At 70.2% G+C, this 26,234-nt stretch carries 28 protein-coding genes and 1 tRNA gene; 16 read left to right on the forward strand and 13 right to left on the reverse strand.

Annotation, left to right across the window (positions count from 1 at the left end; all coding sequences use genetic code 11):
- Window positions 1-19 precede the first annotated feature (19 nt).
- Window positions 20-93: transfer RNA gene (locus GCN81_RS23490), tRNA-Ala, on the forward strand.
- A 144-nt stretch (window positions 94-237) separates the two neighbouring features.
- On the opposite strand, the gene GCN81_RS23495 is transcribed toward GCN81_RS23490, so the two are convergent.
- A complete protein-coding gene (locus GCN81_RS23495; protein WP_156723129.1) occupies window positions 238-513 on the reverse strand; it encodes a hypothetical protein in 276 nt (91 codons plus the stop codon).
- Window positions 510-842 (reverse strand): hypothetical protein, encoded by a 333-nt coding sequence (locus GCN81_RS23500; protein ID WP_156723131.1) that lies wholly within the window; start codon window positions 840-842, stop codon window positions 510-512. The genes GCN81_RS23495 and GCN81_RS23500 overlap by 4 nt, the downstream gene beginning before the upstream one ends.
- A gap of 181 nt (window positions 843-1,023) precedes the next feature.
- Here GCN81_RS23500 and GCN81_RS23505 point away from each other — a divergent pair, with 181 nt between their 5' ends.
- Both GCN81_RS23505 and GCN81_RS23510 read left to right on the forward strand, forming a co-directional pair.
- Window positions 1,024-1,314: a GntR family transcriptional regulator gene (locus GCN81_RS23505; protein WP_156723133.1), complete on the forward strand. Its 291-nt coding sequence runs from the start codon at window positions 1,024-1,026 to the stop codon at window positions 1,312-1,314.
- Window positions 1,315-1,389: 75 nt separating this feature from the next.
- A complete protein-coding gene (locus tag GCN81_RS23510; RefSeq protein WP_156723135.1) occupies window positions 1,390-2,373 on the forward strand; it encodes a YihY/virulence factor BrkB family protein in 984 nt (327 codons plus the stop codon).
- Here the strand turns inward: GCN81_RS23510 and GCN81_RS23515 are convergent.
- On the reverse strand, window positions 2,303-3,610 hold the full coding sequence (locus GCN81_RS23515; protein WP_231626480.1) for a D-alanyl-D-alanine carboxypeptidase family protein: 1,308 nt from the start codon (window positions 3,608-3,610) through the stop codon (window positions 2,303-2,305). The two genes, GCN81_RS23510 and GCN81_RS23515, sit on opposite strands and share 71 nt — an antisense overlap.
- An 88-nt stretch (window positions 3,611-3,698) precedes the next feature.
- Between GCN81_RS23515 and GCN81_RS32540 the strand changes: the two genes are divergently transcribed.
- Together GCN81_RS32540 and GCN81_RS23520 are read left to right on the forward strand one after the other, a co-directional pair.
- Entirely contained in the window at window positions 3,699-3,941 is a 243-nt protein-coding gene (locus tag GCN81_RS32540; protein ID WP_231626484.1) for an SCO4848 family membrane protein, read from the forward strand.
- A gap of 12 nt (window positions 3,942-3,953) precedes the next feature.
- A complete protein-coding gene (locus GCN81_RS23520; protein WP_156723138.1) occupies window positions 3,954-5,276 on the forward strand; it encodes a metallophosphoesterase in 1,323 nt (440 codons plus the stop codon).
- Here GCN81_RS23520 and GCN81_RS23525 read toward each other — a convergent pair.
- Window positions 5,262-6,017, reverse strand: coding sequence for a response regulator (locus GCN81_RS23525; protein ID WP_156723140.1), 756 nt, complete (start codon window positions 6,015-6,017; stop codon window positions 5,262-5,264). The two genes, GCN81_RS23520 and GCN81_RS23525, sit on opposite strands and share 15 nt — an antisense overlap.
- A complete protein-coding gene (locus GCN81_RS23530) occupies window positions 6,014-7,708 on the reverse strand; it encodes an ATP-binding protein (protein WP_156723142.1) in 1,695 nt (564 codons plus the stop codon). Before GCN81_RS23530 ends, GCN81_RS23525 begins: the two co-directional genes overlap by 4 nt.
- Window positions 7,709-7,974: 266 nt before the next feature.
- On the opposite strand from GCN81_RS23530, the gene GCN81_RS23535 reads away from it, so the two are divergent.
- From GCN81_RS23535 to GCN81_RS23550, 4 genes are read left to right on the forward strand one after another with little or no spacing between them, the layout of a single operon-like run.
- On the forward strand, window positions 7,975-8,991 hold the full coding sequence (locus tag GCN81_RS23535; RefSeq protein WP_156723144.1) for a tripartite tricarboxylate transporter substrate binding protein: 1,017 nt from the start codon (window positions 7,975-7,977) through the stop codon (window positions 8,989-8,991).
- A gap of 13 nt (window positions 8,992-9,004) precedes the next feature.
- Entirely contained in the window at window positions 9,005-9,571 is a 567-nt protein-coding gene (locus tag GCN81_RS23540; RefSeq protein ID WP_156723146.1) for a tripartite tricarboxylate transporter TctB family protein, read from the forward strand.
- 39 nt (window positions 9,572-9,610) lie between these two features.
- Entirely contained in the window at window positions 9,611-11,179 is a 1,569-nt protein-coding gene (locus GCN81_RS23545; RefSeq protein WP_156723148.1) for a tripartite tricarboxylate transporter permease, read from the forward strand.
- A 10-nt stretch (window positions 11,180-11,189) separates the two neighbouring features.
- Window positions 11,190-12,161 carry a tripartite tricarboxylate transporter substrate binding protein gene (locus tag GCN81_RS23550; RefSeq protein WP_156723150.1) on the forward strand — a complete coding sequence of 324 codons (972 nt, stop codon included), beginning with the start codon at window positions 11,190-11,192 and terminating at the stop codon, window positions 12,159-12,161.
- Between the two features lie 25 nt (window positions 12,162-12,186).
- Here GCN81_RS23550 and GCN81_RS23555 read toward each other — a convergent pair whose 3' ends face one another.
- The 6 genes from GCN81_RS23555 to GCN81_RS23580 all read right to left on the reverse strand — a co-directional run bounded on the left by GCN81_RS23555 (window position 12,187) and on the right by GCN81_RS23580 (window position 17,020).
- Window positions 12,187-12,699 (reverse strand): hypothetical protein, encoded by a 513-nt coding sequence (locus GCN81_RS23555; RefSeq protein WP_156723151.1) that lies wholly within the window; start codon window positions 12,697-12,699, stop codon window positions 12,187-12,189.
- Between the two features lie 146 nt (window positions 12,700-12,845).
- Window positions 12,846-13,601 carry a succinate dehydrogenase iron-sulfur subunit gene (locus GCN81_RS23560; protein WP_156723153.1) on the reverse strand — a complete coding sequence of 252 codons (756 nt, stop codon included), beginning with the start codon at window positions 13,599-13,601 and terminating at the stop codon, window positions 12,846-12,848.
- Entirely contained in the window at window positions 13,601-15,364 is a 1,764-nt protein-coding gene (sdhA, locus tag GCN81_RS23565) for a succinate dehydrogenase flavoprotein subunit (protein WP_156723155.1), read from the reverse strand. Before sdhA ends, GCN81_RS23560 begins: the two co-directional genes overlap by 1 nt.
- A 24-nt stretch (window positions 15,365-15,388) precedes the next feature.
- Window positions 15,389-15,856: a succinate dehydrogenase hydrophobic membrane anchor subunit gene (locus tag GCN81_RS23570; protein ID WP_156723157.1), complete on the reverse strand. Its 468-nt coding sequence runs from the start codon at window positions 15,854-15,856 to the stop codon at window positions 15,389-15,391.
- Window positions 15,857-15,861: 5 nt separating this feature from the next.
- On the reverse strand, window positions 15,862-16,242 hold the full coding sequence (gene sdhC, locus GCN81_RS23575) for a succinate dehydrogenase, cytochrome b556 subunit (RefSeq protein WP_156723159.1): 381 nt from the start codon (window positions 16,240-16,242) through the stop codon (window positions 15,862-15,864).
- A 136-nt stretch (window positions 16,243-16,378) separates the two neighbouring features.
- Window positions 16,379-17,020, reverse strand: coding sequence for a 2-oxo-4-hydroxy-4-carboxy-5-ureidoimidazoline decarboxylase (locus tag GCN81_RS23580; protein WP_231626485.1), 642 nt, complete (start codon window positions 17,018-17,020; stop codon window positions 16,379-16,381).
- Window positions 17,021-17,392: 372 nt separating this feature from the next.
- On the opposite strand from GCN81_RS23580, the gene GCN81_RS23585 reads away from it, so the two are divergent.
- From GCN81_RS23585 to GCN81_RS32000, 5 genes are all read left to right on the forward strand, one after another.
- A complete protein-coding gene (locus GCN81_RS23585) occupies window positions 17,393-19,048 on the forward strand; it encodes a beta-N-acetylhexosaminidase (protein ID WP_231626488.1) in 1,656 nt (551 codons plus the stop codon).
- 133 nt (window positions 19,049-19,181) lie between these two features.
- On the forward strand, window positions 19,182-19,676 hold the full coding sequence (locus GCN81_RS23590; protein WP_156723160.1) for a hypothetical protein: 495 nt from the start codon (window positions 19,182-19,184) through the stop codon (window positions 19,674-19,676).
- A 144-nt stretch (window positions 19,677-19,820) separates the two neighbouring features.
- Window positions 19,821-20,396 carry a hypothetical protein gene (locus tag GCN81_RS23595; RefSeq protein ID WP_156723162.1) on the forward strand — a complete coding sequence of 192 codons (576 nt, stop codon included), beginning with the start codon at window positions 19,821-19,823 and terminating at the stop codon, window positions 20,394-20,396.
- 162 nt (window positions 20,397-20,558) lie between these two features.
- Window positions 20,559-21,179, forward strand: a complete 621-nt coding sequence (locus tag GCN81_RS23600; RefSeq protein ID WP_156723164.1) for an RNA polymerase sigma factor — start codon at window positions 20,559-20,561, stop codon at window positions 21,177-21,179.
- Window positions 21,176-21,484, forward strand: coding sequence for a hypothetical protein (locus GCN81_RS32000; RefSeq protein ID WP_197287526.1), 309 nt, complete (start codon window positions 21,176-21,178; stop codon window positions 21,482-21,484). Before GCN81_RS23600 ends, GCN81_RS32000 begins: the two co-directional genes overlap by 4 nt.
- 72 nt (window positions 21,485-21,556) lie before the next feature.
- Here GCN81_RS32000 and GCN81_RS23610 read toward each other — a convergent pair whose 3' ends face one another.
- Window positions 21,557-23,038 (reverse strand): hypothetical protein, encoded by a 1,482-nt coding sequence (locus GCN81_RS23610; RefSeq protein ID WP_156723165.1) that lies wholly within the window; start codon window positions 23,036-23,038, stop codon window positions 21,557-21,559.
- Window positions 23,039-23,413: 375 nt separating this feature from the next.
- Between GCN81_RS23610 and GCN81_RS23615 the strand changes: the two genes are divergently transcribed.
- The gene (locus GCN81_RS23615; RefSeq protein WP_156723167.1) at window positions 23,414-24,241 is read left to right on the forward strand and encodes a class I SAM-dependent methyltransferase; all 828 of its coding nucleotides are present in this window, start codon (window positions 23,414-23,416) and stop codon (window positions 24,239-24,241) included.
- 37 nt (window positions 24,242-24,278) lie between these two features.
- Here the strand turns inward: GCN81_RS23615 and GCN81_RS23620 are convergent, their stop codons facing one another.
- The gene (locus GCN81_RS23620; protein WP_156723169.1) at window positions 24,279-24,656 is read right to left on the reverse strand and encodes a hypothetical protein; all 378 of its coding nucleotides are present in this window, start codon (window positions 24,654-24,656) and stop codon (window positions 24,279-24,281) included.
- Window positions 24,657-25,257: 601 nt separating this feature from the next.
- On the opposite strand from GCN81_RS23620, the gene GCN81_RS23625 reads away from it, so the two are divergent.
- A complete protein-coding gene (locus GCN81_RS23625) occupies window positions 25,258-26,055 on the forward strand; it encodes a calcium-binding protein (RefSeq protein WP_156723171.1) in 798 nt (265 codons plus the stop codon).
- Window positions 26,056-26,234 lie beyond the last annotated feature (179 nt).

The raw sequence follows: 26,234 nt of genomic DNA on the forward strand, positions 1-26,234 counted from the left end.
GTATGATCACGAGCGGGATGGGGCTCGTAGCGCAGCGGTTGTCGCGCCTTCACCGCATGTGGGAGGACGCCGGTTCGAATCCGGCCGGCTCCATCCCACCTCTTACCTGGTAGCGGCCGGTTGCTTCCGAATCCCACACCGGGGGCCAAACAGTCCCCATCAGCGGGAGACCGACGCGTACATCTTCGAGGCGATCGAGAAGGAAGTCGGCTGACCTCGCCCCAGGACCGGCCCCGCTTACCGGCCCCGCTTCGGGTGTGATGCCGGTGCCGGGGTGGTACACCCGTCGCGGTGGCTGTAGTTGACCAGGGGTGCGCCCGTCCCCCGGTCGTGGATGTGGCGCTCGTACGGCTCGTCCGGCTTGATGGTCCGGTCGCAGCGGCAGCAGATCGCCGAAGGGCTCCGTAGTGCGTTCGCGAGGCGCTGGCCGTGCGGGCACAGGTCCGGGGCGGTGCGGCACGCGGTGCATGCGGCGGCGTGGTCGAGCAGCGCGACGTAGGCCTCGTCGCTCACGCCGCTGCCTCCGTGCCGATCAGGTGGTCGTCGAGGTCGATGCCGAAGTCGGCTGCGAGTACGAGGGCGAGGCGTCGGCGGCGCCGCCTGGCACGTTCTTGCCGCTCCTCGTATGCCGCGAGGTACGGGCGGACCAGTGCGGTGTCCTCGCCGTTGAGTGGTGTGTCCAGTCCGTACGGGGAGCGGGCGCGGGCTGCGTGTTGTCGGGGTGCGGCGGGAGCGGGGCGCGAGGGCGCGGGGAGTGCGGCGGGGCGGGTGCGGTGTCGGCCGTGCCCCCGCAGGCCGAACTCCAGGCTCGCCCACAGGATTAGGGCATGGATAATGCGCATTGCTGACAGCTCCTCTATGGCTACGGCTGTTGGCCACGCCCCCGGACGTTCGCCGCGTCGCGGGGGTCTTCTCGTTTCGCAGCGTAAGGCAACTTGTATCGCCCTGTCTCGCCCTGAGTCGAGACGAGTCGATACGTATCTCAAAGGGTCGATCTGTGGTCATCCGCGTAACGTCGAGATCATGACCGCAGATCCGAACGCCGAGATCGATCACGTCGGCCCGGTGACCCCATACCGACAGCTCGCCGAGATCCTGCGCGCCCGCATCGCCCGTGGGGATTGGGCGCCGGGTCGTCCGATCGCGTCAGAGACCCGGTTGGTGCAGGAGTACGGCCTTGCTCGGTCGACGGTGCGACGGGCGATCGCGGTGCTTGTCGACGACGGGGTCGTGTGGACGGTGCAGGGGCGCGGCACTTACGTTGCCGAGCAACTACCGGGCGAGGCGCCCGAAGGCGGCGGCGCCGCCGACTGACGTACGGCGTGCCGCGACGCGCCGACGTGGGCTTCGGCGCGTGGTCAGGACTGTGCTGGCTGGGATTCTGGGCGCATGGACTGGCTGAAGAAGCTCCCCGTGATCGGGCCGATCGTCTCGTGGCTGATGACCACTCACGCGTGGCGCTCGTACGAGACCTTGGACCGCGCCCACTGGACGCGGCTGGCCGCCGCGATGACCTTCACCAGCTTCGTCGCCCTCTTTCCGCTGCTCACCGTCGCCGCCGCCATCGCCGCCGCGACCCTCAGTACCCAGCAGCAACAGGAGCTTCAGGACAAGCTGACCGAGCAGGTGCCGGGCATCTCCGAGCAGCTCGACATCGAGGCGCTGGTGCAGAACGCCGCGACGGTGGGCCTGGTCGCGGCCTTGCTGCTGCTGGTCACCGGTATCAGCTGGGTCGGCTCGATGCGGGAGTCGCTGCGCGCCGTCTGGGGCTTGGAGGACACGGACGAGAACGTATTCGTGCGCAAGCTCAAGGACGCGGGTGTGCTGTTCGGTCTCGGTCTCACCGGGCTCGTCTCGCTCGCCGCGTCGGCGATCGGCAACACCGCGGTGTTCTGGTTCGTACGGGAGGTCGGGCTCGACGACGAGGGGCCGGTCGGCTGGCTGCTGGTGGTCGCCGTACTCGGGTTCGCCGTACTCGCGGCCTTCCTGATCCTGCTCTACGTGCTGACCCTGCTGCCCGGCGTGCACCCGCCGCACCGCCGCCTGGTCGTCGCCGCGCTGATCGGCGCGGTCGGCTTCGAGCTCCTCAAGGCGCTGCTCGGCGGCTATATGAAGGGCGTCGCGGCGAAGTCGATGTACGGGGCGTTCGGGGTGCCCATCGCGCTGCTGCTGTGGATCAACTTCATGGCGAAGGTGCTGCTCTTCTGCGCCGCGTGGACGGCGACGAATCCGGAAGAGGAACCGGAAGAGGAAGAGGGAGAGGGAGAGGAAACGGAGGCGGAGACGGAAGCGGAGGCAGACGTCAGCGGCGAAGGCGGAGGCGGAGCCCGCGACGGCGACGGGCCAAAGCAGGCACCGGCCAACGGCGGTTGACCAGGAACATCCCGGCCCCGACCAGCGCGAGCACCCCGCCGACGACCGCGAGCGCGATCCCCAGACCGCCGGAGCCCCCCTGCCCGGTCGCCGCGACCGCCGTCGAGTCCTTCTCGTCCTGCTCGCCGCCCTTGCCCTTGCCCTGGCCGTTGTCGTGGCCGGGTGCCGGGGCGGCGTCCGACTGCTTGGTGTCCACGTTCTGCGGCGGGACCAGCTCGCCCACCGGCGTGACCTTCCCGGACGCGGCGAAGCCCCAGTCAAGCAGCCGCGCCGTCTCCTTGTAGACGGCGCCGCTTTCCTCCGAGTCCGGGTTCATCACGGTGACCAGGAGCACCGTGCCGTCCCGTTCGGCGACGCCCGTGAACGTCGTACCGGCGTGCGTGGTGGAGCCGTTCTTGATGCCCGCGATGCCCGGGTACGGCGTCACTCCGCTCGCGCCCGTCAGCAGCCGGTTGGTGTTCTGGATCTCGAAGGGCTTGCCCTTCTTGCCGCCCTTCTTCTCCACACCGGGGAACTTGGCGGTCGCCGTGGCGGCGTACTCGCGGAAGTCCTTCTTCTGCATCCCGGAGCGGGCGATCAGGGTGAGGTCGTACGCGCTGGAGACCTGGCCCTTGGCGTCGTAACCGTCCGGGTTGACCACATGGGTGTCGAGCGCCTGGAGCTCCTGGGCGCGCTTGTTCATGTCCCGTACGGTCTTCTCCTTGCCGCCGTTCATGGCGCACAGGACGTGTACGGCGTCGTTGCCGGAGCGCAGGAAGGCCCCCAGCCACAGGTCATGCGCGGTGTACGTCTGGTTCTCCTTGATACCGACCAGGCTGCTGCCCGACCCCATGCCCTCCAGGTCCGACGGGTCGACCTTGTGCTCCCGGGTCTTGGGGAACTTCGGCAGCAGGGTGTCCGCGAGAAGCATCTTCATGGTGCTCGCCGGAGCCAGCCGCCAGTGCGCGTTGTGCGCGGCGAGCACCTCGCCCGACTGGGCGTCCGCGACGATCCAGGAGCGTGCTGTCAGCTTCTCCTTCTTCGGCAGCACCGGAGCCTCGCCGCCCCCCAGGTCCACCTGGGTGCCGGGCTGACCCAGCCGGGTACCGCCGACCGTCGACATGGTGGCCGGTGGTTTCGGCTTCTTGTCGTCCTGGTCCTTGTCCGGCTTCTCGTCCGCGAGTGCGGGAACGGCGACGGACATGGCCAGCAAACTGGCAGAAGCGGCCACGGTGGCGATCTTCTTGAAGGCGTGCACGGTCGAGAACGTACAGGGTGTGGCAGAGGAAGCCAGCCCCGGCGCACCCCGACGGCTCCACAGAACGGACAGTAGCGATACTGGCCCTATGAAGCTCAGCCGCTCCCTGTCCTGGTTCCTGCTCGCCTTCGGGGTGTGGAGCTGGGGCATCTGGGTCACTTTCGTCAAGAATCTATGGAAGGACGCGAGCGGCCTCGCCTTCGACGACGCCGGTGATCCGACGGGGTACTTCTGGGTGCATCTGCTGCTCGCTGTAACGTCCTTTGTCTTGGGGACGGTGGTCGGGGGCATTGGGTTCCGATCGCTGAGAGTGCTGCGCCGAACGTCATAGGGAGTGACTCAAGTGATCGTTCTGGGAGTGCTCGTCGCGCTTGCCGTGCTCTCGGTCCTGGCTGGCCTGCACTGGTACGTCTGGCGCAGGCTGGTCCGCGACACCACGGCACCCGGGGGCCTGGGCCGCCGCGCCGGTACGGCGGTGTTCGTGGCCGGTCCGCTGCTGATGGTCGGCGCGCTGGTGGGCGGGCGGGCCGGGCTGCCGTTCCGGCTCCAGCAGGTGCTGGCCTGGCCCGGCTACCTGTGGCTGGCGCTCGCGCTGTACGTACTGCTGGCGCTGCTGGTGGGCGAGGCCGTACGGCCGTTGCTGCGGAGGTTCCTGGAGCGGCGAGCCGCGGCGAGGGCCGAGGCCGTGACCGAGGCCGAGCCTGCCGTGGAGGACGCGCCGGTACGGGAGGCCCAGCCGGTCGCGGCGCGCGGCGGCGAGAACGCACCCGCATCCGCGCCCGCACCCGCATCGGAGCCCGCACCCGAACCCGCGCCCGCTGCCCCATCCACCCTCGCCGACCCCTCCCGCCGCCTGTTCGTCTCCCGGGTGGTCGCGGGCGCGGCCCTCGCCGCAGGCGTCGGCACCGTCGGCTACGGCACGTACGGCGTGCTGCGCGGACCGAGCGTCAAGAACGTGACCGTACCCCTGGCCAAGCTGGGCCGCCGCGCCCACGGATACCGCATCGCGGTGGTCAGCGACATCCACATCGGCCCGGTCCTGGGCCGCGCCCACACCCAGCGCATCGTCGACACCATCAACGCCCAGCAGCCCGACCTGGTCGCCGTCGTGGGCGACCTGGTGGACGGCACGGTGGCGGACCTCGGCCCGGCGGCCGAGCCGCTGGCCCAGCTGCGGTCGCGGCACGGCTCGTACTTCGTCACCGGCAACCACGAGTACTTCTCCGGCGCCGAGGAATGGGTCGACCACGTCCGCGAACTCGGCCTGCGCCCACTGGAGAACGCCCGCGTCGAGCTGGGCGCCTTCGACCTCGCGGGCGTCAACGACATCGCGGGCGAGAACGAGGGCCAGGGCCCCGACTACGACAAGGCACTCGGCGACCGCGACACCACCCGCGCCTCCGTACTCCTCGCCCACCAGCCCGTCGCCATCCATGACGCGGTACGGCACGGAGTGGACCTGCAACTGTCCGGGCACACCCACGGCGGCCAGATGTGGCCCGGCAACCTCATCGCCGACCTCGCCAACCCCACCCTCGCCGGACTCGAACGCTACGGCGACACCCAGCTCTACGTCACCCGGGGCGCGGGTACCTGGGGCCCGCCGGTGCGTGTGGGCGCGCCCTCGGACATCACCGTGGTCACCCTGGCGTCACGGCAGTCCTGAGCCCCGGTGGTACCGGCGTTCGGGGCGGCCCGTGGTGCCGTAGCGCAGGGTGACGACCGCCCGGCCGGTGGAGACGAAGAACTCCAGGTAGCGGCGGGCGCTGACCCGGGAGAGGCCGCTGTGCGCGGCGCACTCGGAGGCGGAGACGCCGTCGGGGTGGGAGGCGAGGGCGCTGGCCACCAGTTCGGCGGTCTGCGCCGTGACGCCCTTGGGCAGGCGCGTGGCGGGGCCCAGCATCGTGGCGACGGGGGCGGGCGTGGAGGAGGGCGTGGGCTCCGGTGGCGGCGCGGGTGCGTCGTTGGGGGGCGTGCCGAAGACGCGGTCGACGTCGGCCTGGCCGGGCGTGGCGATGGTCGCGAGCTGCTGGTGGCGCTGGGCGTAGTGCTCCAGGCGTTCCCGCAGTACGGGAGCCTCGAAGGGCTTGATGATGTAGTGCACGGCGCCCCCGCGCAGCGCCCCGCGTACGGTCTCGGCGTCCTGCGCGGCCGTCACCACGAGTACGTCGACCTCGGCCGGTGGTGTCTGGCCTCGGCGGAGTTCGCGCAGTACGTCCAGGCCGCTCATGTCCGGCAGGTAGATGTCGAGCAGCATCAGGTCGGGGCGGAGCTCCTGGACCGCGGTCAGGGCGTCCCGGCCGCTGCGGGCCTCGCCGACCACGGTGAATCCGGGGACCCGCTCCACCAGCTTGCTGTGCAGCCGGGCGACCATGAAGTCGTCGTCGACGACGAGTACGCGGATCATGAGGGGACTCCTTCGCTTCCTCGTATGCCTTTGCCTTCAGGTCTGCCGTCAGCTGCCGCTCGTTCTGATGCTGCCGCGCGTGGCAGGATCGCCCGGAACTCCGCCCCGTCCGCCGCGACCGAGCCGCCCCGCCGCGTACACACCAACCGCACGATGGCCAGGCCAAGCCCTCGCTGCCCGCCTCTGGCCGCCGTCTTGGTGGTGAAGCCGTGCCGGAAGATCTCCTCGGTCAGCTCGGGGGCGACGCCGGGGCCCGAGTCCCGTACCCGGATCTCGATCTCCGGCTCCCGCTCGGTCAGCTCCACCTCGACCCAACTGCCGGGTCCCGTGTTGCGTACCGCGTCGAGCGCGTTGTCCACCAGGTTGCCGACCACGGTCACCAGGTCGGAGGCGAGGGAGTCGTCGTCCACCGGACCCAGCCCGCCGCTGCCGGTGAGCCGCAGCGTGGCACCCTGCTCGGCGGCGAGGCTCGACTTGGCGATCAGCAGCGCGGCCAGCGAGGGGTCGGTGACCTTGGAGATCACCTCGGCCGTACGCCGGGTGTGGGTGCCGCAGATCCCGCGCACATAGCGGGCGACCTCCGGGTACTCCTCCAACTCCACCAGGCCCGCGATCACATGGAGCTGGTTGTGGAACTCGTGCGCCTGGGCGCGCAGCGTGTTGGTGGCGCTGCGAGTGGTGTCCAACTCGCTGCGGAGCGCGACCAGTTCGGTGAGGTCCCGCATCGTGGTCACGGAGCCGTGGGTCACGGAGTTGTGGGGCACGGAGCCGTTCGCCCCCGCCTTGGCGACCAGCGGCATGCGGTTGACCGTCAGCATCCGGTCCCCGGCGATCACGACCTGGTCAGCGCCCCCGACCCGCCCGGTGAGCACATCGTGCAGCGCGGGATCGACGGCCAGCTCCCGGAGCGTGCGCCCCGGCGCGTCGGGCGGCAGCCGCAGCAGGTCTACGGCGGTGTCGTTGGCGAGCGTCACCCTGCCCTGCCCGTCCAGGCCGATCACGCCCTCCTTGATGCCGTGCAGCATCGCCTCGCGGTGCTCCACCAGGGCGGTGATCTCCTGCGGCTCCAGGCCCAGCGTCTGTCGTTTGATCCGCCGCGAGAGCAGCACCGAGCCCGCGGCGCCCAGCGCGCTGGCGATGCCCAGGTAGACCAGCAGATACGGCGCGGCGGTGGCGATCCGCGCCCCGAGATCAGGGTAGGAACGCCCGGCGACCACGGCCCCGAGCAACCGGCCTCGCTCCCCGAACACCGGTACATGCGCCTCCACCGCGTCCCGTCCTGCTGGCTCGGCGCTGCCCACCCAGGACCGGCCGGAGAGCACGCCACTGGGGCCCACGGAGAGCGGCTTCCCGATCCGTCGCGGGTCGATGTCGGTGAGTACCTGCCGGTCGGTGCCGGTGATGATCACGTACGAGGCCCCCGAGACGCTGCGCGCGCTCTCCGCGGTGGGTTGCAGGATGCCCTGCTCCTCGGTGTCGGCCAGACCGACCCGTACGGCGTCGGTGGAGGCGACGGTCTCGGCGACGCTCAGCAGCCGACGGCCCTCGGCTCGGCGGAACTCCGCGTTGGACTGGGCCACCGACACGGCCGCGATGACGCCGAGCACCACCACGATCAGGGCCAGTTGCAAGGCGAGGAACTGACCGGCGAGGGACAGCCGGGGCGCGAGAATCCGGGGTACCCGGAGCATCCGGGGCACCCGGGGGATGCAGGATATTCGGGATACCAGGGGTATGCGGGATATTCGCCGCATCTCGTCCCCTTCGTCTCGGCCTGCCTGTCGCATTGCGCGCGGTCGACATTGTGCCGCTCACCGGCGCGTTCCGGCCGTGAACACTATGTCCACAACTTTCGTTATCGCCAATAGCTGCACAACACCCGGAGCCCTTTCCGGCTGCTTCTCCCGCTGCTTGCATTACGCCCCACCCCCCGACGTACGCAGCAGCTGGAGGAAACATGTCCCGTTCAGGCCCCAGGGCGGTAAGAGCGGCCGTCGCCGTCGGTTCCGCCGCCGTGCTCCTCGCCGCCTGCGGCGGTGGCGGACAGCAGGACGCGGCCTCCGGCGGTGACTGGAAGCCGACCAAGCCCATCGAGTACGTCGCCCCCGCCGGGACCGGCGGCGGCTGGGACACCCTGGCGAGGACCACCGCCCGAGTCCTCGACGAGTCGAACCTGGTCGACCGCCCACTGCGGGTGGTGAACAAGCCCGGCGCCGGTGGCGCGATCGGCTGGTCGTACGTCGCCAAGCACCAGAAGGACCCGCACAAGCTCTTCGTCACCAGCCCGCCCATCCTGCTGGTGCCGCTGGCCGGCGCGTCCGGCCAGACGTACGAGGACTTCACGCCCATCGCCCGGCTGAACAGCGAACCGCTGGCCTACGTGGTGAAGGCGAACTCGCCGTACAAGACCTTCGGCGACCTGGCGAAGAAGCTCAAGGCCAGCCCGAAGGACGTGAGCGTGGCGGGCGGCTCGGGCCCGGGCAGCCTGGACCACGTCGGCCTCGCGGGCGCCGTACAGGCGGCGGGCGCCGACGCGTCGAAGGTCAAATACGTGCCCTTCGACGGTGGCGGCGAGGCCCTGACCTCGCTGCTCGGCGGCCACGCGGACGCCGCGGTCGCGGGTGCGTCCGAGGTGCAGCCGTTGGTGCGTTCCGGCGACCTACGGGTGCTCGCGGTGTCCTCGAAGGAGCGGTCCCCGATCCTGCCGGAGACCCCCAGCCTCACCGAGACCGGGGTGGACTACGCCTTCGACATCTGGCGCGGGGTGATGGCGCCCAAGGACCTGAGCGAGAGTCAGATCGCGTACTACGAGAAGGCATACGCCGAGATGGTCAAGCAGGACTCCTGGAAGAAGGCGAGCGAGAAGCTCGGCTGGACCGACGCCTTTATGGGAAGCAAGGAATTCGGCACGTTCCTCGACGAGCAGAACAAGGAATACTCCGAGGTTTTGACCAGCGTCGGACTGAAGAAATAGTCGGGGCCGGGACATGCATCACTTCCGGTTCACCCAACGCAAGTTGGCCGTGGCGCTCGGCATCCTGGCCGTGGCGTACACCGTGCAGGCGTACCGCATTCCGGAGTTCACCGCGGTCGAGACACCGGTCCAGCCAGGCTCGCTGCCTCGGGTGCTTGGCCTGGTGCTGTTCGTGCTCAGTGTGGCGCTCTTCTTCCAGAAGCCGAAGGCGAAGGAGGAGTCGGGGCCGGTGCCGAAACCGAAACCGGAGCCGGTGTCGGTGTCGGAGCTGGTGTCGAAGCCGGAGCCGCCTGGCGGCGGGCCCGTGGGGCAGCAGTCCGCCCCACCCATCGGCCGCTTCTCCGACACCCGCCTCGAACTCGCCGCGCTGCTCGCCGCGATCGGCCTCTACGCCGCGCTCTTCGTCCCGCTCGGCTTCGTCCTGTCCACGGCGCTGTTCGTGTCCGGCCTGGCCTGGCACCTCGGCTACCGCAGGCACGCGGTGAACGCCTTGGTCGGGGCCGGGACGGCGCTCGGCCTCTACTTCGTCATGTCCGAAGGGCTCGAAGTAGCCCTCCCCATGGGCCTTCTGCCCTTCTAACTCCCCGCTGACTCTCTGCCCTTCTGACTGGGAGCCGTCATGGACGCTTTCTCTCACCTCATGGGCGGCTTCGGTGTCGCGCTGTCGCCACAGAACCTGCTCTTCGTCTTCCTGGGCGTCCTGATCGGCACCGTGATCGGGATGCTGCCGGGCCTTGGCCCGATCAGCGCGATCTCGCTGATGATCCCGGTCGCCTTCACCATGGACCCCGTCTCGGCGATCATCATGCTGTCCGGGGTCTACTACGGCGCCATCTTCGGCGGCTCGACCTCGTCCATCCTGCTCAACGCACCCGGTGTGGCGGGCACGGTCGCCACCTCCTTCGACGGCTACCCACTGGCCCGTAAGGGGCAGGCGGGCAAGGCCCTGTCGATCGCCGCGATCGCCTCCTTCATCGGCGGCACCGTGGGCGTCATCGGCCTGATGCTGGTGGCCCCCTCGCTCTCGTCGCTGACGGTCAGCTTCGGCCCGGCCGAGTACTTCGCCCTGATGGTGCTCGGGCTGACCGCGGTGGTCTCCCTCTCCGGCGGCAACGTCACCAAGGGCCTGATCTCCGGCACGGTCGGCGTGATGATCGCGCTGGTCGGCATCGACTCGCAGACCTCGGTGCTCCGCTTCACCTTCGGTCACGAGGAGCTGTACGAGGGAGTGGAGTTCCTGATCGTGGCGCTGGGCGTGTTCGCGCTCGCGGAGGTCTTCGCCATGCTGACCCGGCGTGGCCAGGGCGCCCAGACCGGGGCCATCAGCTCCCTGCGGCTGAACAAGCGCGAGGTCAAGGAGATCAGCGGGCCCACCGGGCGCGGCTCCGTGCTCGGCTTCTTCGTCGGCGTACTGCCGGGCGCGGGCGCTACCGTCGCCTCGTTCCTCTCGTACTCCCTTGAGAAGCGGCTGGCCAAGGACGGCAAGACCTTCGGCAAGGGCAACATCAAGGGCGTCGCGGCCCCCGAGTCCGCCAACAACTCCGCGGCCGTCGGCTCCTTCGTGCCGCTGATGACGCTGGGTGTGCCCGGTTCCGGCACCACGGCCGTACTGCTTGGGGCCCTGCTGGTCCTCGGCGTACAGCCGGGGCCGCTGCTCATGACCGAGCAACCGGACATGTTCTGGGGCGTCGTCGCCAGCATGTACATCGGCAACGTCGTCCTCCTGATCCTCAACCTCCCCCTCATCCCGCTCTTCGCCAAGGTCCTCAAGACCCCGCAGGCCCTTCTCCTCCCTCTGGTCGTGGTCTTCTGCGTGGTCGGCGTGTACGGGCAGTCCTTCTCGACGTTCGACCTGTGGCTGCTGATCGGGTTCGGGGTGCTCGGCTTCCTGATGCGAGCCAACGACTTCCCCGCGGCGCCGCTCATCCTGGGCGTGATCCTCGGCGGCCTGATGGAGAAGTCCATGCGGCAGGCGCTGCTGATCTCCTCCGGAGACCTCAGCACCTTTGTCACCAAGCCGATCTCCGCGGTGCTGCTGGCCCTGGCCGCGGTCTCGCTGCTGGCGCCGGTGTTCGGCCAGCTTCGGCGGAGGCGTCGCGGGCGGGCATTGCCCCAGGACGATGGCGCGGGTCAGGATGACCCGGACGAGCAGGGCGCGAAGGTGGACGCGAACGTGACACGACCGTGAGGCACCGACCATGAGAAGCAGAGTCATCGCAACGGTGTCGCTGCTGCCACTGCTGGCGGCGCTGCTCGGTGGCTGCACCGTGGAGCCGAAGCGGGACGAACCGCTTCGGCTCATGGTGCCGACTCCCGCGGGCGGTGGCTACGACGTCACCGCCCGCACGATCGCCCTCGCCCTGGAGGAGTCGGGCCTCACCGACGAGGCGGAGGTCTTCAACCTCACCGGCTCGGCCGGAACCACCGCGCTCACCCGGCTGGTCCACGAGTCCGGCAATGACCGGCTGCTCATGCAGATGGGCCTCGGCCTGGTCGGCAGCGCGCTGACCGGCGAGGCGTCGCGGTCGGTCGACGAGGCGACCCCGCTGGTCCGCCTGATCGAGGAGCCAGAAGCCGTGGTCGTGCCGCGCGGCTCCCCGTACCGCACCTTCGACGAGCTGGTCGCGGCCTGGCGCGGCGATGCGGCCCGGCTGCGCGCCGGGGTCGGCTCGCACGTCGGTGGCCCTGACCACCAGGCGCTGGTGCTGATCGCGGAGACGGTGGGCCTGTCTCCCACCGACATCAGCTTCGGCCGCTACGACGGCGGCGGCGAACTGCTCGCCGCGGTCCTCAGCCGCAAAGTGGACTTCGCCCTCACCGGCTCCGCCGAGTACCGGCACGCCATCGCCGCGGGCCAGCTCCGGGTCCTCGCGGTGACCGGCCCCGCCCGGGTCCCCGGCATCGACGCACCCACCCTGCGCGAGGCGGGCCACGACCTGGAGGTAGTCAACTGGCGCGGCCTCCTGGCCCCACCCGACCTCACCCCCCGCCAGCGCGCCGACCTCCTCACCCTCCTGGACCGCCTACGCGCCACCCCGCAGTGGCGCCACGCCCTCCGCTCCAACGGCTGGACCGACGCCTACCTCTCCGGCGACGCCTTCGCCCACTTCCTCACCACCGAGAACGCCCGAGTCGGCACCCTCCTGACCCGCCTCGGCCTGACGGCCTGATCCCCGCACGAGGTGATCGGGTCACTCAGATGCTCAGCGAGCGGGCGTAGTTGAGTTGGCCCATGACCCAGGGGAGGGTCTGTGGTCCGGTGGCCGGGATCATCGTCGCGTGGTGGCGGCCGCCGCTGGTGACGGTGACCTGGATGTAGCCGGTGGTCACCTGTTCCTTCATGAGGAGGAAGAGGAGGCCCAGGAGGCAGAAGAGGGCGAAGACGACCGCCAGGACGATGGCGTGGCTGGGGATCTTCTCCTCCACGCGGGAGAAGTCGGTGGCGTTCCATACGGCGCCCTTGAGCGGCATCGTGCCGGATGGCGTCACGATCTGGTCGCCGATCACCGTGATGTCCCCGATGGCGAGCAGGGGGGCGCCTCCCATGGGGTACATGGGTTGCATGGGTTGGCCGAACGGCTGCATCGGCTGTGTGGGGTACTGCGGCTGGCCGTACGCGCCCATGCCGGGTGGCTGTGCCGGGCCCCACTGGTAGGCGCCGTCGCCGGGGTCGTCGCCCTGGTCCTTGTACGGACGTGAGTCGCTCATGTGTCCCGGTCTCCCCTCGGCCGCGGCGGCGCCTAGCCCTACGGTGCCCTTGATCCTGGCACAGCCGCAACGGCCGAGGGCCCCGCCCTCCCGGATGAACGGGGAGCGCGGGGCCCTCGGTTGACGTACGACCAAGCAGGTCAGCGTCAGAAGCGGCGCGTGATCAGGGCGCGCTTGACTTCCTGGATCGCCTTGGTGACCTCGATACCGCGCGGGCAGGCGTCCGTGCAGTTGAACGTCGTGCGGCAGCGCCACACGCCGTCCTTGTCGTTCAGGATCTCCAGGCGCTGCTCGCCCGCCTCGTCACGCGAGTCGAAGATGAAGCGGTGCGCGTTGACGATCGCCGCCGGGCCGAAGTACTGGCCGTCGTTCCAGAACACCGGGCACGAGGACGTGCAGGCGGCGCACAGGATGCACTTGGTGGTGTCGTCGAAGCGCTCGCGGTCCTCGGCGGACTGCAGACGCTCGCGCGTCGGCTCGTTCCCCTCGGTGACCAGGAAGGGCATCACATCGCGGAACGCCTGGAAGAACGGCTCCATGTCGACCACGAGGTCCTTCAGGACCGTGAGGCCCTTGATGGGCTCGACCGTGATCGGCTTGTCCGGGTTGATGTCCTTGATCAGCGTCTTGCAGGCCAGGCGGTTACGGCCGTTGATGCGCATGGCGTCAGAGCCGCAGATGCCGTGCGCGCAGGAGCGCCGGAAGGTCAGCGTGCCGTCCGTGTCCCACTTGATCTTGTGGAGGGCGTCCAGGACGCGCTCCTTCGGATCGATCGTGATCTGGAAGTCCTCCCAGATCACCGCGTCCGACTCCTCCGGGTTGAAGCGCCGGATGCGGAACGTGGCCGTGATGTAGTCGGCGGTAGCCGTGGCCTGGGCCTTGTCCATTACGGGAGTAGCCATCAGTACTTACGCTCCATCGGCTGGTAGCGGGTCGTCACGACCGGCTTGTAGTCGAGCCGGACCGAGTCCTTTGCGCTCGGGCCCTCGCCGGTGACCTCGCGGTACGCCATGGTGTGGCGCATGAAGTTGACGTCGTCGCGGTTGGGGAAGTCCTCGCGGTAGTGACCGCCACGGGACTCCTTGCGGGCCAGCGCGGAGACGGCCATCACCTCGGCCAGGTCGAGCAGGTTGCCCAGCTCGATGGCCTCGAGGAGGTCGGTGTTGAAGCGCTTGCCCTTGTCCTGGATGGACACCCGCAGGTAGCGGTCGCGCAGCTCGGCGATCTTCTCGACGGCGCTCTTGATCGTCTGCTCCGTACGGAACACCATGACGTTGGCGTCCATGGTCTCCTGGAGCTCCTTGCGGATGTCCGCCACCCGCTCCGGACCGGTGGACTCACGCAGCCGCTCGACCTGGGAGGCGACCAGCTCGGCCGGGTTCTCCGGCAGCTCGACGTAGTCGGCGGTGGCCGAGTACTCGGCGGCGGCGATACCGGCCCGCTTGCCGAAGACGTTGATGTCGAGCAGCGAGTTCGTGCCGAGGCGGTTGGCGCCGTGGACGGAGACGCAGGCGACCTCGCCTGCGGCGTACAGGCCCGGTACGACGGTGGTGTTGTCCGCCAGGACCTCACCCTTGACGTTGGTCGGGATGCCGCCCATGGCGTAGTGCGCGGTCGGCTGGATCGGGATCGGGTCGGTGTACGGCTCGATGCCCAGGTACGTACGGGCGAACTCGGTGATGTCCGGCAGCTTGGCGTCCAGCTGCTCCGGCGGGAGGTGCGTGAGGTCGAGGAAGACGTGGTCGCCCTCGGGACCGCAGCCGCGGCCCTCGCGGATCTCCGTGTAGATGGAGCGGGACACGACGTCACGGGACGCGAGGTCCTTCATGACCGGCGCGTACTTCTCCATGAAGCGCTCGCCGTCCTTGTTGCGGAGGATGCCGCCTTCACCACGGGCGCCCTCCGTCAGCAGGATGCCCATGCGCCAGATGCCCGTCGGGTGGAACTGGAAGAACTCCATGTCCTCCAGCGGCAGCCCGCGCCGGTAGCAGGCGGCCTGCCCGTCACCGGTCAGGGTGTGCGCGTTGGACGTCACCTTGAAGAACTTGCCGGTGCCGCCGGACGCGTACACGACCGACTTGGCCTGGAAGACGTGGATCTCGCCGGTCGCCAGCTCGTAGGCGACGACACCCGCCGACTTCCGTACGCCGTCCTCCTCGACGATCAGCTGGTCCAGGACGTAGAACTCGTTGAAGAACTCCACGCCCTCCTTGACGCAGTTCTGGTACAGCGTCTGGAGGATCATGTGGCCGGTGCGGTCCGCCGCGTAGCAGGCCCGGCGCACCGGGGCCTCGCCGTGCGAGCGGGTGTGGCCGCCGAAGCGGCGCTGGTCGATGGTGCCGTCCGGGGTGCGGTTGAACGGCAGGCCCATCTTCTCGAGGTCCAGGACCGCGTCGATGGCTTCCTTCGCCAGGATCTCGGCGGCGTCCTGGTCGACCAGGTAGTCACCGCCCTTGACCGTGTCGAAGGTGTGCCACTCCCAGTTGTCCTCTTCCACGTTGGCGAGCGCCGCGGCCATGCCGCCCTGCGCCGCGCCGGTGTGGGAGCGGGTGGGGTAGAGCTTGGTCAGCACGGCGGTGCGGCTGCGCTTGGTGGCCTCGATGGCCGCGCGCATTCCGGCGCCGCCGGCGCCGACGATGACGGTGTCGTACTTGTGGATCTTCATCAGTGATTCCCTCGGTCCCGGTGCCTAGCTGATGTTCGGGTCGAAGGTGAAGATCACCAGCGTGCCCAGCAGGATGGTGAACACCGTGGCGGTGTACAGCAGCATCTTCAGCCAGAAGCGGGTGTTGTCCCGCTCCGCGTAGTCGTTGATGACCGTACGCAGGCCGTTGGCGCCGTGCAGCATGGCCAGCCACAGCATCACCAGGTCCCAGGTCTGCCACCACGGCGAGGCCCAGCGGCCCGCGACGAAGGCGAAGCCGATCTTGGAGACGCCGCCGTCCAGGACGAGCTGGATCAGCAGGTGACCAATGACCAGGACGACCAGGACGATGCCCGACAGCCGCATGAACAGCCAGGCGATCATCTCGAAGTTGGTGCCGCCGCCCTTGGGCGTCTTCTTGGTGCGCTTACGGGGCGGCTCGATGACGGGAGCGGGGTTGTCCACGTCGTAGAGGGTGACGCCGTCGATGGCGCCGGAGGTGTCGGTAGACATCAGCGTCAGCTCCCGAACAGTTCACGGAATGCGTGGCCAAGGACGGGGTAGAGCGCCCCGGCCATCAGCACGGCCCAGAAGCCGACCACGGTCCACAGCATCTGCTTCTGGTAGCGAGGGCCCTTCGACCAGAAGTCGACGGCGATGACGCGCAGACCGTTCAGTGCGTGGAAGAGGACTGCGGCCACCAGGCCGTACTCCAGCAGTGCCACGATCGGCGTCTTGTAGGTAGCCACGACAGTGTCGTACGCCTCGGGGGAGACGCGGACGAGAGCGGTGTCGAGGACGTGCACGAACAGGAAGAAGAAAATGAGGACACCGGTGACTCGATGAGCCACCCATGACCACATGCCTTCCCGGCCGCGGTACAGCGTTCCAGCCGGCACGGAAGAACCCTCCGGGAGCGGGGATTAGGGTCGGCCGGCTTCGATGTCGGTCTGACCCGGCCGGGTACGGTCCACCGGCCGCTCGTCATCGTATCGACGAGTTGTCGGTGCGCTCGCCCGGGGTCCTCAGGTGTGATCAAACAGCCACGTACGGGCTATCAGGTTGTCCGGAATCCGGAGCTTGCCGTGCTTTTCCCGCTTTTCCGGCCGCCTGGGCTGTCTGGACCGTGTGGACTTCCTGGGCCGCGTGGAGTGCTTGGAGGGTCTGGCGCTCCTGGCGGCCCTGGCGGTCCTGCCGCTCCTGCTGTTCTGGGAACTTCTGTACGAGGCGGGTGACCCGGGTCCTGGCCAGTTCGCGCAGCTCCTCGGCGGCGAGCACGCGCTCGTCCTCCGGCTCGTTGGCCAGCCGGGCGCGCAGCTCGGACAGGGTGTGGTCGAGCTGCTCCGAGGGGCGGACCCCGGCCAGGCTGATCACGAACGCGTGGCCGAACCGGCTCTCGTACGCGCAGTGGGCCGCGCTCAGCGCGGTGAGCGCGGCGCGCGGCGTGTCGCCGTGCCCTGGGCGCGGCGGCTCCTCCGCCGCCAGGGCGGCGGTGCGGTCGGCGAGCGGCAGGTCGTAGCTGGCCTCGTCGACGGCGGCGAGCAGCGCGTCCAGGTCCGGGTACGGGCGGTGGGCGGCGACCCGCCGCGCCCACAGCGGGCTGGCGCAGCACCGGAGCAGGGCGGTCTCGGTGGCGGCCACGGGGGCGCGGTTGAACAGCTCGAGTCCCGGGTGCACGGTGGAAGCGGTGGGCGTGGGCAGCGTGCGCTCCAGAGCAGGAAAAGGGGAAGCAGGGGAAGCAGGCAACGGCGAGAGCGGTGGCAAGGGAGTGGCGCCACGCTATCGACGTGTCAGGAGTGACGTCCGCCGGATGCGCGAAATTCACCCGGATGGGAGAGTTTCGGAACGCCCGGTGGACGACGGAGTCGTTTTGGAGTCGTAGCCGCGCCCCTCATGGGAGGTTTCTGACGTGACGCGAATATTCTCGGCTATGGGGTCCTGTGCGGGCGTGTCGGGGTCCGTATCGGGTTCTGTGTCGGGTTCTGTGTTGGGGGCTGCCCGCGCGCCGGACGCGGCGTGGTGAGTCGGCGCGGGCGGCGCGGGCGGCCCGTGAGCGGACGGCGGGCGCTCCTCGCGGGCGGGCTGGTCGCGGGAGGCGCCGCCGTGCTGACGCTGACGCTGTGGCCGGACGGGAACGGCACCGGTAGCCCCGCCGGACGCGACGGTACGGACAGCCCGCCGCCCGCGACGTCCCCAGCCACGGCGTCCCCGCCGGAAGCCCCGCCGACTCGGACTGCGGACGGCGCGCCGACCGACGAGCCGAGCCCGTCCACGTACCCGCTGTCCAAGGCGCCGAGCACCATCCCCTCCGTACGAGAGCACCAGGCGGCCCGTGGCCCCGGCTGGCGGCCCGCCGACGGCGGCCGGGTCGTGGTCGCCAAGGCGGACGCCAGGCACCTGGCGGACGAGGGGCGGCTCCTCGCCGGTGAGCTGAGGCTGACGTACCGCGAGGGGGCGAAAGCCCGCGCGGGGGACGTCGAACTCGCCCTCGCGTCGGGCCAGGCGGACTCCGAGGCGTACACCCTCACCGTGCGCGAGCGGCGGGTGCGGATCTCCGGGACCGGTGAGGCCGGGGTCTTCTACGGCACGCGCACGCTCAAGCAGGCGATACGTGCGGACGGCGCGGCGCCGGAGGGTGTCATACGCGACCGTCCGGCCAAGCCGCAGCGCGGGTTCATGCTCGACACCGCGCGCAAGCATTTCACCGCGGGCTGGATCGAGAGCCGGGTACGCGAACTCGCCGACCTCAAGTACAACCAGCTGGGCCTGCACTTCTCCGACGACCAGGCGTTCCGTATCGAGTCGTCCTCGCACCCCGAGGTGGTCTCCGCCCAGCGGCTCACCAAGGCCGAGGTCCGGCGCATCGTGCGGCTCGCCGCGCGGCTGCACATCACCGTCATCCCGGAGATCGACTCGCCGGGGCACCTCGGCGCGGTCCTGAAGGCCCACCCCGACCTCCAGTTGCGCGACGTCAACGGGCGGCCCGCGCGCGGCGCCATCGACATCTCCAAGCCGGGCGCCGCGCGCGTCATCGACGACCTGCTGAACGAGTACGCGGAACTGTTCCCCGGCAGCTACTGGCACTTGGGCGCCGACGAGTACCTGGCGCTGACGGCGCGCGACCCGGAGGCCTCGTATCCGCAACTGGCCCGCCTCGCGCGCGAGCGCTACGGGCCAGCGGCCCGGGTGCGGGACCTGGCGACCGGGTGGCTGAACGACCGGGCCGACGTGGTCCGTTCGCACGACAAGCGGCCCAAGGCCTGGAACGACGGCTTCTATCGCGGCGGCACCGTCGAGGCGGCGGCGGATATCGAGGTCGAGTACTGGACCGGGAAGGAACTGGGCGCGCGCGAGCCAGTGGAGTATCTGAGCGCGGGCCGCGACGTGGTCAACCTCAACGACGAGTACCTCTACTACGTCCTCGGCGAACCCAACGAATTCCGTTACCCGACAGGGCGGCGGATCTACCAGGAGTGGACCCCGCTGGTCCTGCGCGGCAGCCAGCCGGTCCCGGCCGTCTATGACGACCAGATCCTCGGCGCCCGGCTCGCCGTGTGGTGCGACCTCGCCGACGCGCAGACACCTGCCCAGGTGGCGGCGGGGGTGCGGCTGCCGCTGCGGGCGCTGGCGCAGAAGGTGTGGGACCCGAGGGAACCGTCGAAGCCCTGGCCGGAGTTCGTACGCCTCGCCGGGAAACTGACCTGATCCGGGATTCTGCTGCGGATTCGGTGGCGGAGTTCCGGTCAGGTGTGATGGATTTGACCGGACCGGCTGAACCGCTGAACCGGCCGAACTGGCTGAACCGCTGTGTTGCGCACGGGGGATATGGGGGACACATATGGGTTTCTGGGGCTACTACGTGGTGGGCCGCAGCGAGCGGCCGCTGGCGGAACTGGACGCGCTCAGCGCCGTGAGCGAAGGGCTCACCCTGCACGAGCGGCGGGATGGCGGCTGGCAGATCTGGGAGGCCGCGGTGCCGGAGGTGGGCTCGATGACCTCACTGGCGCGGGAGACCGGGGCGCCCGCGCTGTTCGGTTTCGTGATGGACAGCGAGTGCGTGGCCGTCGAGGCGGCGGGCCCCGAAAGCGGGGCGTGGAACGCCTGCCTGGACCGCGAGGCGATGGCCGGGTACCTGAGCGCCGACGGCAAGGAACCGGACGACCTGTTCCTGCCCGCCAGGGACGCCGCCGAGCGGGCCGTCGCCTGGGCGGCGGAGGCCGGGCAGCAGGCCACGGCCGCGGAGCTCACCGAGGTCCTGACCGCGGCCGCCGAGCCCTCCGCGGAGCTGCTCTTCTTCCGGTTCCTGGAGCGGCTGGGCCTTCCGGAGGCATGACCGAGCCGTGAGCTGGGCCGCGAACTGAGCAGCGAACTGAGCCGTGAGCGAGGCGTGACGTTTCTGTGAGGGGATCATGACCCTGTGACATTTCCGGGAGGCGGAACGCAGTAAGGGAGTCAGCGTCCGCAACAGGAGATGTTCATGAGCCTCGTGGAACAGATGGCCGAAGCCGATGAGCGCGGCCTGGCCGCGAGCGGCCTCGCGTGCCTCGACCGGTGCCTGCCCCTGCTGGGCGACTCCGGCGCCCCGGATGACGCGCTGCGTCCGCTGTGGGCGCGGCTGGAGCACGGCGAGGACTGGTCGGAGCAGCTGGCGGAGGTACGGGCCACCCTCGCGCCCTCGGGCGCCCCGGCCGCCGCCGACGCCGAGGACGAACCGTCCGCCCTCACTCGCCGGATGCTCGACGCCGTACCAGAGCGGCGCTCGCCGGACGCGCTGCGCGGCTGGGCCGACGCCTGCTCGGTGGCGGCGTTGCAGATCCACCGGCTCCTTGGCACGGCGGCCGACGACGAGGTGCCGTCGGAGAAGCTGCGCCAGGGCATCACCGAGAGCGCCGGACCCCTGGTCGCGGGCGAACTCCGCCGCCAGACCGAGATCCTGGAGCTGCTGGCAACGCGCGGCGCGGGCGGCCTGCGCCAGGCGCTCGAGGTGTCCACGGAGGGCCGCCGGGTGCTGCGCGCGGTGGTCTCCCGCCGGGCGCGGGGCGGCCAGGCCTGACGGGGGCGGCGACCCCGTGCCCGTAGCGCGCTTGCTCTCGGTAGCGCCGGAGGCCCCTGAGTTCTCTGTGACGTTTCTGCGCGGTTGAGCGCTGTACGGGTGGGGTCATGGACAGGTCATCGACACGGTGGTCCATGCCGGACCGGGGCGAAGAGGGGCGTATTGGGCCAGGGTGGGGAGTCCCGTCGCGCGCGTGCGTACGACGGGGAACTCGGGGCGGCCGTCGCTCGGGCACAGGAGGGGGACGAGGGGGCCTTCGCGGTCGCGTACCGGCTGGTGCAGCCCGGAATGCTTGGCTTCCTGCGGGGGCTCGTCGGCGACGAGGCCGAGGACGTGGCGGCGGATGCCTGGCTGGAGATCGCCCGTGATCTGGGGCGTTTCCGGGGTGACGGTGCGGGGTTCCGTGGCTGGACGGCGACCATCGCGCGGCACCGGGCGCTCGACCATCTGCGGCGGCAGAAGAAACGGCCGCGCGCGGGCGGGCTTGAGTCCCAGCTGCTGGAGGTCGCGGGCAACCTGGACACCCCCGCCGAGGCCATGGAGGCGATCTCCACCGAGCACGCGCTCGGACTGATCGCGGGGCTGCCACGGGACCAGGCCGAGGCGGTGCTGCTACGCGTCGTCGTCGGGCTCGACGGGCCCGCTGCCGCACGGGTGCTGGGCAAGCGCCCGGGAGCCGTACGGACGGCGGTGTACCGGGGGTTGAAGAGACTGGCGGGACAGTTGGGGCGGCCCGGCGATGTGACGGATGACGACACCCGGACGCTGGGGGATACAGGATGAGTACCGACCGGCCGCCGCCCTCCGGAGAGCTGCCTGACCCGGCTCGGCTCGACGCGCTGCTCTCCGCCGCCGCGCGGCCGTCCGCCGTCGACCCGGGCGCCGAGTCCGCCGCAGTCGCCGCCTTCCGTGCCTCGCACGCGTCCGGCGTCCGTACGTGGCTCACCCGGCGACGGGACGACTGGCGGCCACGTTCCCCGTGGCGCCGGGCCGCGCTGCGGGCCGTTCTCGGCGCGTTGGTCGCGGGCCTGACGAGGGCGAACCGGCCAGGCTCGCGACCAAGTCCGTCCCGGTCGAGTCGGCCGTAGCCAGCGCACGGTCCGCGGTACCTCACCGCACCGCACCGCACCGCACCTCACCGCACCTCACCGCACCTCACCTCATCGAGCCGGTGCCTGACCCAGCGGGGACGCCGTGGGAGACAGGTAGGCACGGAGGCCAGTCCGGTGGTGCAGGTCCGGGAGCGGGTGGACGCGCCAGCGGCGGGCGTAGGCCGGGGGAGGCCGCTCGTCGGAGCGCAGGACGGCGACCGGCCGCTGCCGGGCCATGGCGGCGAGTCCGCCGGGCGTGATGCTCTCGTCGTGACCGCTGGGCTGGCGGGAGGCGCAGCCGATGTCGAACGCGACCCGGATGGCCTCCTCCCCTGTGATCACGCACGGCGGGCGTACGCCCTGCGCGCGCAGTTCGGCGGCGACGCGGTTCTGGTCGGCGATATAGCCACGTACGCGGTGCGTCGTACTGTCGAGGATCCGGAACTGGACCGCCAGATGCGCGGCGACCGCCACGGCGACGAGCGCTACGGCGGCCCGGCGCCACCGCGGCCGGACCCGCGAGACGCGGACCAGGCACTGCGCCACCGGCAGGCTCAGCAGGGCGTACGCGGGCAGCAGGAAGCGCGGCGCCGCGTAGCCGACGGTGAACAAGTACGGTGCGGCCAGCGCCAGTCCGGTACCGGTCGCGAGGACGATGGCGGCCCGGTGCCGGGTGCGGGCCGCCGCCCATACGCCGCCCGCGACGAGCAACGGCAGTGCGAGGAACCACACACTGGTGACGGGGTGCTGCCAGGGCACGTCGCAGGGGCGGCACAGGGTGCGGCCGCTCAGCGCGCGTACGTGGTCGTCGATGGCGAAGTACGCGCCCAGGTGCCCCTGGATGTCGCTGGCGCGCCGCAGCCGCGCGAAGAGGCCGCCGTACCGTACGTACGCCTCGATGACCCAACCGGCCCAGCCGATCGCCAGGCCCGTAGCGAGCATGAGGAGCAGCAGCACCTGGCGCCGCACCCGCATCAGCAGGGCCGCCACCGCGAGCGGCAGGGCCAGCCATACCGCGTCGGTGGGACGCATGAGCGAGGCGAGTCCGACCCCCGCGGCCACGCCGGTCAGCACCCAGGGGCCGGGTCGGCGGGCGGCGCGCAGGAAGCAGCCGACGGCGATGAGCGCCCCGTACGCGACCCAGAGGTTGGGCATCACCTGCGGGCCGTAGAACATCGTGATCCACAGGCTCGCGAACAGCGCCCCGGCGACCGCGAGTACGGGAGTGGGAAGCATCCGCCGCCACACCCACAGCGCGCTGAACAACGCGCCGCCGGAGAGCAGTGCCAGGTAGACGCGCAGCGCCAGGGTGGAGGTGGTCACCGCCGTGACGGGGGCGACGAGGAAGGTGACACCCCGGGCACGCGGCGCGCTGAAGAACGCCGCCGGGGCCTGCGGGCTGACCTGGCTGACGTACACCGTCTCGTCCCAGCCCAGCCCCAGACCCGGCACCACCAGGACGAGCTGGACGAGCGTGAAGGCGGCGGCGACGGCCGTCAGCCACAGCACTGGCCGGGCGGCCGCGCCGGGTTTGAGGGCGCGCCGCCGCACACCGTGTCCTAGGCGGCCCGGGTGTCCTCGGCGGCCTCGGCCGCCTCGCGTCTGTTCTCGCTGTGCGTCATCCGGCACCTCTTGTCGCGAGCCGGAGATCAAACGTGGCTCCTGGATGGTCCGGTCTCCTTCGACGTCGACGGTCCGGCCGATGACGGCGCCCGCGGCGTGTGCCCGCGGCTGGTGTCCGCTCCTGCACGCTGCCGGTGGTTGTGGTGCCTCACCAGGCCGGTGAGGCACTCGGCCGAGCGGTTATTCCCGAAGGAGTGAGGGCGAGCCGGGGAGCCTCCACGGAAGACAGGCTGTGTCGGCCCCCCGTGGTTACCATCCGGACAGGTGATGCCTACGGACCGGACGGAAGGCACGGAGACCCTCATGCCCAGCTCATCGGCCGCGCCCCTGTCGACGAACCGTTCGCGGCTGGGGTACAAGGTGCGTTACGCACTGCGTCATCCACAGCGTGTGGTGCCCTACCTGCGCCGGTCGGCGAGGGACGGCTGGCTGCGGTTCCGGCACCGCGGGAGTCACGTCGCGTACTACCGGGCGGTGATGGCGTCGGACGCCGCGCGCAGTCCCGAGGCCGCGGTCGGCGGCGGGCCGTCGCACGCGCGCTGGCTGGCCATCGGGCAGATGCAGTACGACTACCTGCTGGGGCATGGGCTGAAGCCGCAGGACCGGGTGCTGGAGATCGGGTGCGGCAATCTGCGCGCCGGGTGGCGGTTCATCGAGTACCTGGAGCCCGGGCACTACTTCGGGATCGACATCTCGCCCGAGATCCTCATCGAGGCGAAGAAGACCCTGGTCCGGTACGACCTCCAGCAGAAGGTGCCGCATCTCACCCCCGTCGCGGACCTGACGCTGGACTTCCTTCCCGACGGGTACTTCACGGTGGTGCACGCGCACAGCGTGTTCTCGCACTCGCCGCTGGAGGTCATCGACGAATGCCTCTCCCACGTCGGACGGGTGCTGGCCCCTGACGGCTTCTTCGACTTCACCTTCGACCGCACCGAGGGCACCGAACACCAGGTGCTCGGCGAGGACTTCTACTACCGTCCCCGGACGCTGATCCAGCTCGCCGAGAAGCACGGCCTGAGCGCCCGCTTCATGGACGACTGGGAGCGACTGCCGCACGGCCAGTCCAAGCTCCGGGTCACGCACCCCGCGCCTCTGACCAGCTGCCGGGACGGCGCGGCCGCCGAGTGAGTTCGCACACTGTCCGGGTAGGTGGAGCCCCACTTGATCACAGTGGGGGTGGGGTCGCCTCCTTGGATACCTTCGTCACCTCGAAGTGCTTGCAACCGTAGCCATTCATGGCGCCCTTCAAGACGAGTGGATCTCCTTCAGGGGCGTCTGCCGTGAGATCCGTCATGCCGTAACCAGCGGGTTTATCGATCCAGTAGTCCCCGTTGAGTACGAAGGTGTCACTGGTGAAGCTTCCTTTTGAGGCGTATTGCCCCAGAGGGCTGCCCGCGTTTCCATCCTTGGGGTAGAAGATCACGGTCGCCCGCAATCCACCCTCACCCACCTCGGGGTCGCTCACGATGACCAGCCGCACTCCCTTGACGTCGTCGCATCGGTAGGAGCCTTCCCAGGTTCCCACCATCACGGGATCGCCCACTACGCCAGGGGCGCTCGGGGGCGGCGCGGATTGAACGGTACTCGGAGAACCCGAGGCGCTCGGGGGCGCTGACTGGGCGACCGACTGAGTGCCACTCGGAGATTCCGATGCGCTCGGCGGCGCACCCTTTTCCTCGGTGGAATCGCCGTTTCCTAACAGGCCGAACACTCCGGTTACGGCTGCGGCGCTGATAGTCCCCACTGCGGTAATTATCGCAACGACCACGGCAATTCGAGCCGTTCGATTCGAAGAACCTTCGGAGTCTGAATCCGCCACCCGTCTCCCCCTCTCGGCGTAGACCAGATTCCCAGGCCGGTGCGATTGAAAACCTCAGTGGAGGTTCCGGCGTGAGGCGTGTGCGGCGAGGTGCGGCATGCGTGGGCGGCGCCGTCGGCCTGCGCCTCCGGCACTGGGCAGGCTCAAGAAGCCACTATCCCGCCGTCCTGAAACCTGGCGTGATCGGTCCGTCACAAGCTGTTCCCGACACGGCACGATACACATCGCTGGGGCGTAGCCCGAGCTGCTTCCGGCAGCGGAAAGCGGGAGAGCCCCAGTGGCCCGTCCCAACCAAAGTCCTGTGTTCAACCTGAAGGGAAATCTGATGAGCACTACGAGACAGGCTCTTGTCGTGACCATGCTGGCCGGTGCGATGGCTTTCACGCTGCCGACGGCGGCGCATGCCGCGCCAGCGGCGAAATGCAACGGTGTGGCTGCCGACATCGTCGGCACGGACGGCAGCGACCGGATCGTGCTGAACTCCGACAGCCGCCTGGTGGTCTCCACCGGAGCTGGCAACGACGTCATCATCCTCGGCGGCGCCGGTAACCACATCATCTGTGCCGGAGCCGGTGCGGACACGGTCATCGGGGGCAGTGGCGCTGACTGGATCAACGGGGGGCGAGGCAGGGACCACATCGAGGGCCGGGGCGGCGCTGACACCGTTTTCGGCGGCGTCGGCCCAGACACCGTGCTCGGCGGTGCGGGCAACGACCGCCTCATCGGGGGCGCCGGAGCCGACACCCTGGACGGGGGTGCCGGCGCCGACTTAATCGACGGCCGAGCAGGTGCCGACCGGATTTCCGGTGGCGGGGGCGGCGACACGCTCTATGGCAGGGCGGGGGTCGACCGGATCTCTGGTGGCGCGGGCCCGGACACCATCTACGGCGGGGCCGGGCCCGACACCCTCAACGGCGGCGCCGGACCGGATGTTCTCCATGGCCAGGCAGGCGCCGACGACCTTGACGGCGGTGCGGGCAACGACCGACTTCACGGTGGCGGCGGCAACGATCTGCTGACCGATCCCTCTGGTGCGGGCGACTTCGGCAACGGAGGGCCGGGCGTAGCCGACCGATGCGACATCCGGATCGAGACCCGGGCGAACTGCGAGACGCTCTTCTGAGTCCTGCGGTCGCGGTTCGTGCTGTCCGGGGCGAGGGTGCGTTCCGCTGAGTGAGCGTTCTCGGAGTGGCCACTGATCGGATCGCTGGCCCCGGGAACGGCGCGGCGCACCGGCCTTGGCCGGATGGGCGGACTCCCGGACGCGCTGGTCACGCGGTGGGCCATGGCGGCGAGCGACCT

This window comes from Streptomyces apocyni (genome assembly GCF_009739465.1).
GTDB classification, from domain to species: Bacteria; Actinomycetota; Actinomycetes; order Streptomycetales; family Streptomycetaceae; genus Streptomyces; species Streptomyces apocyni.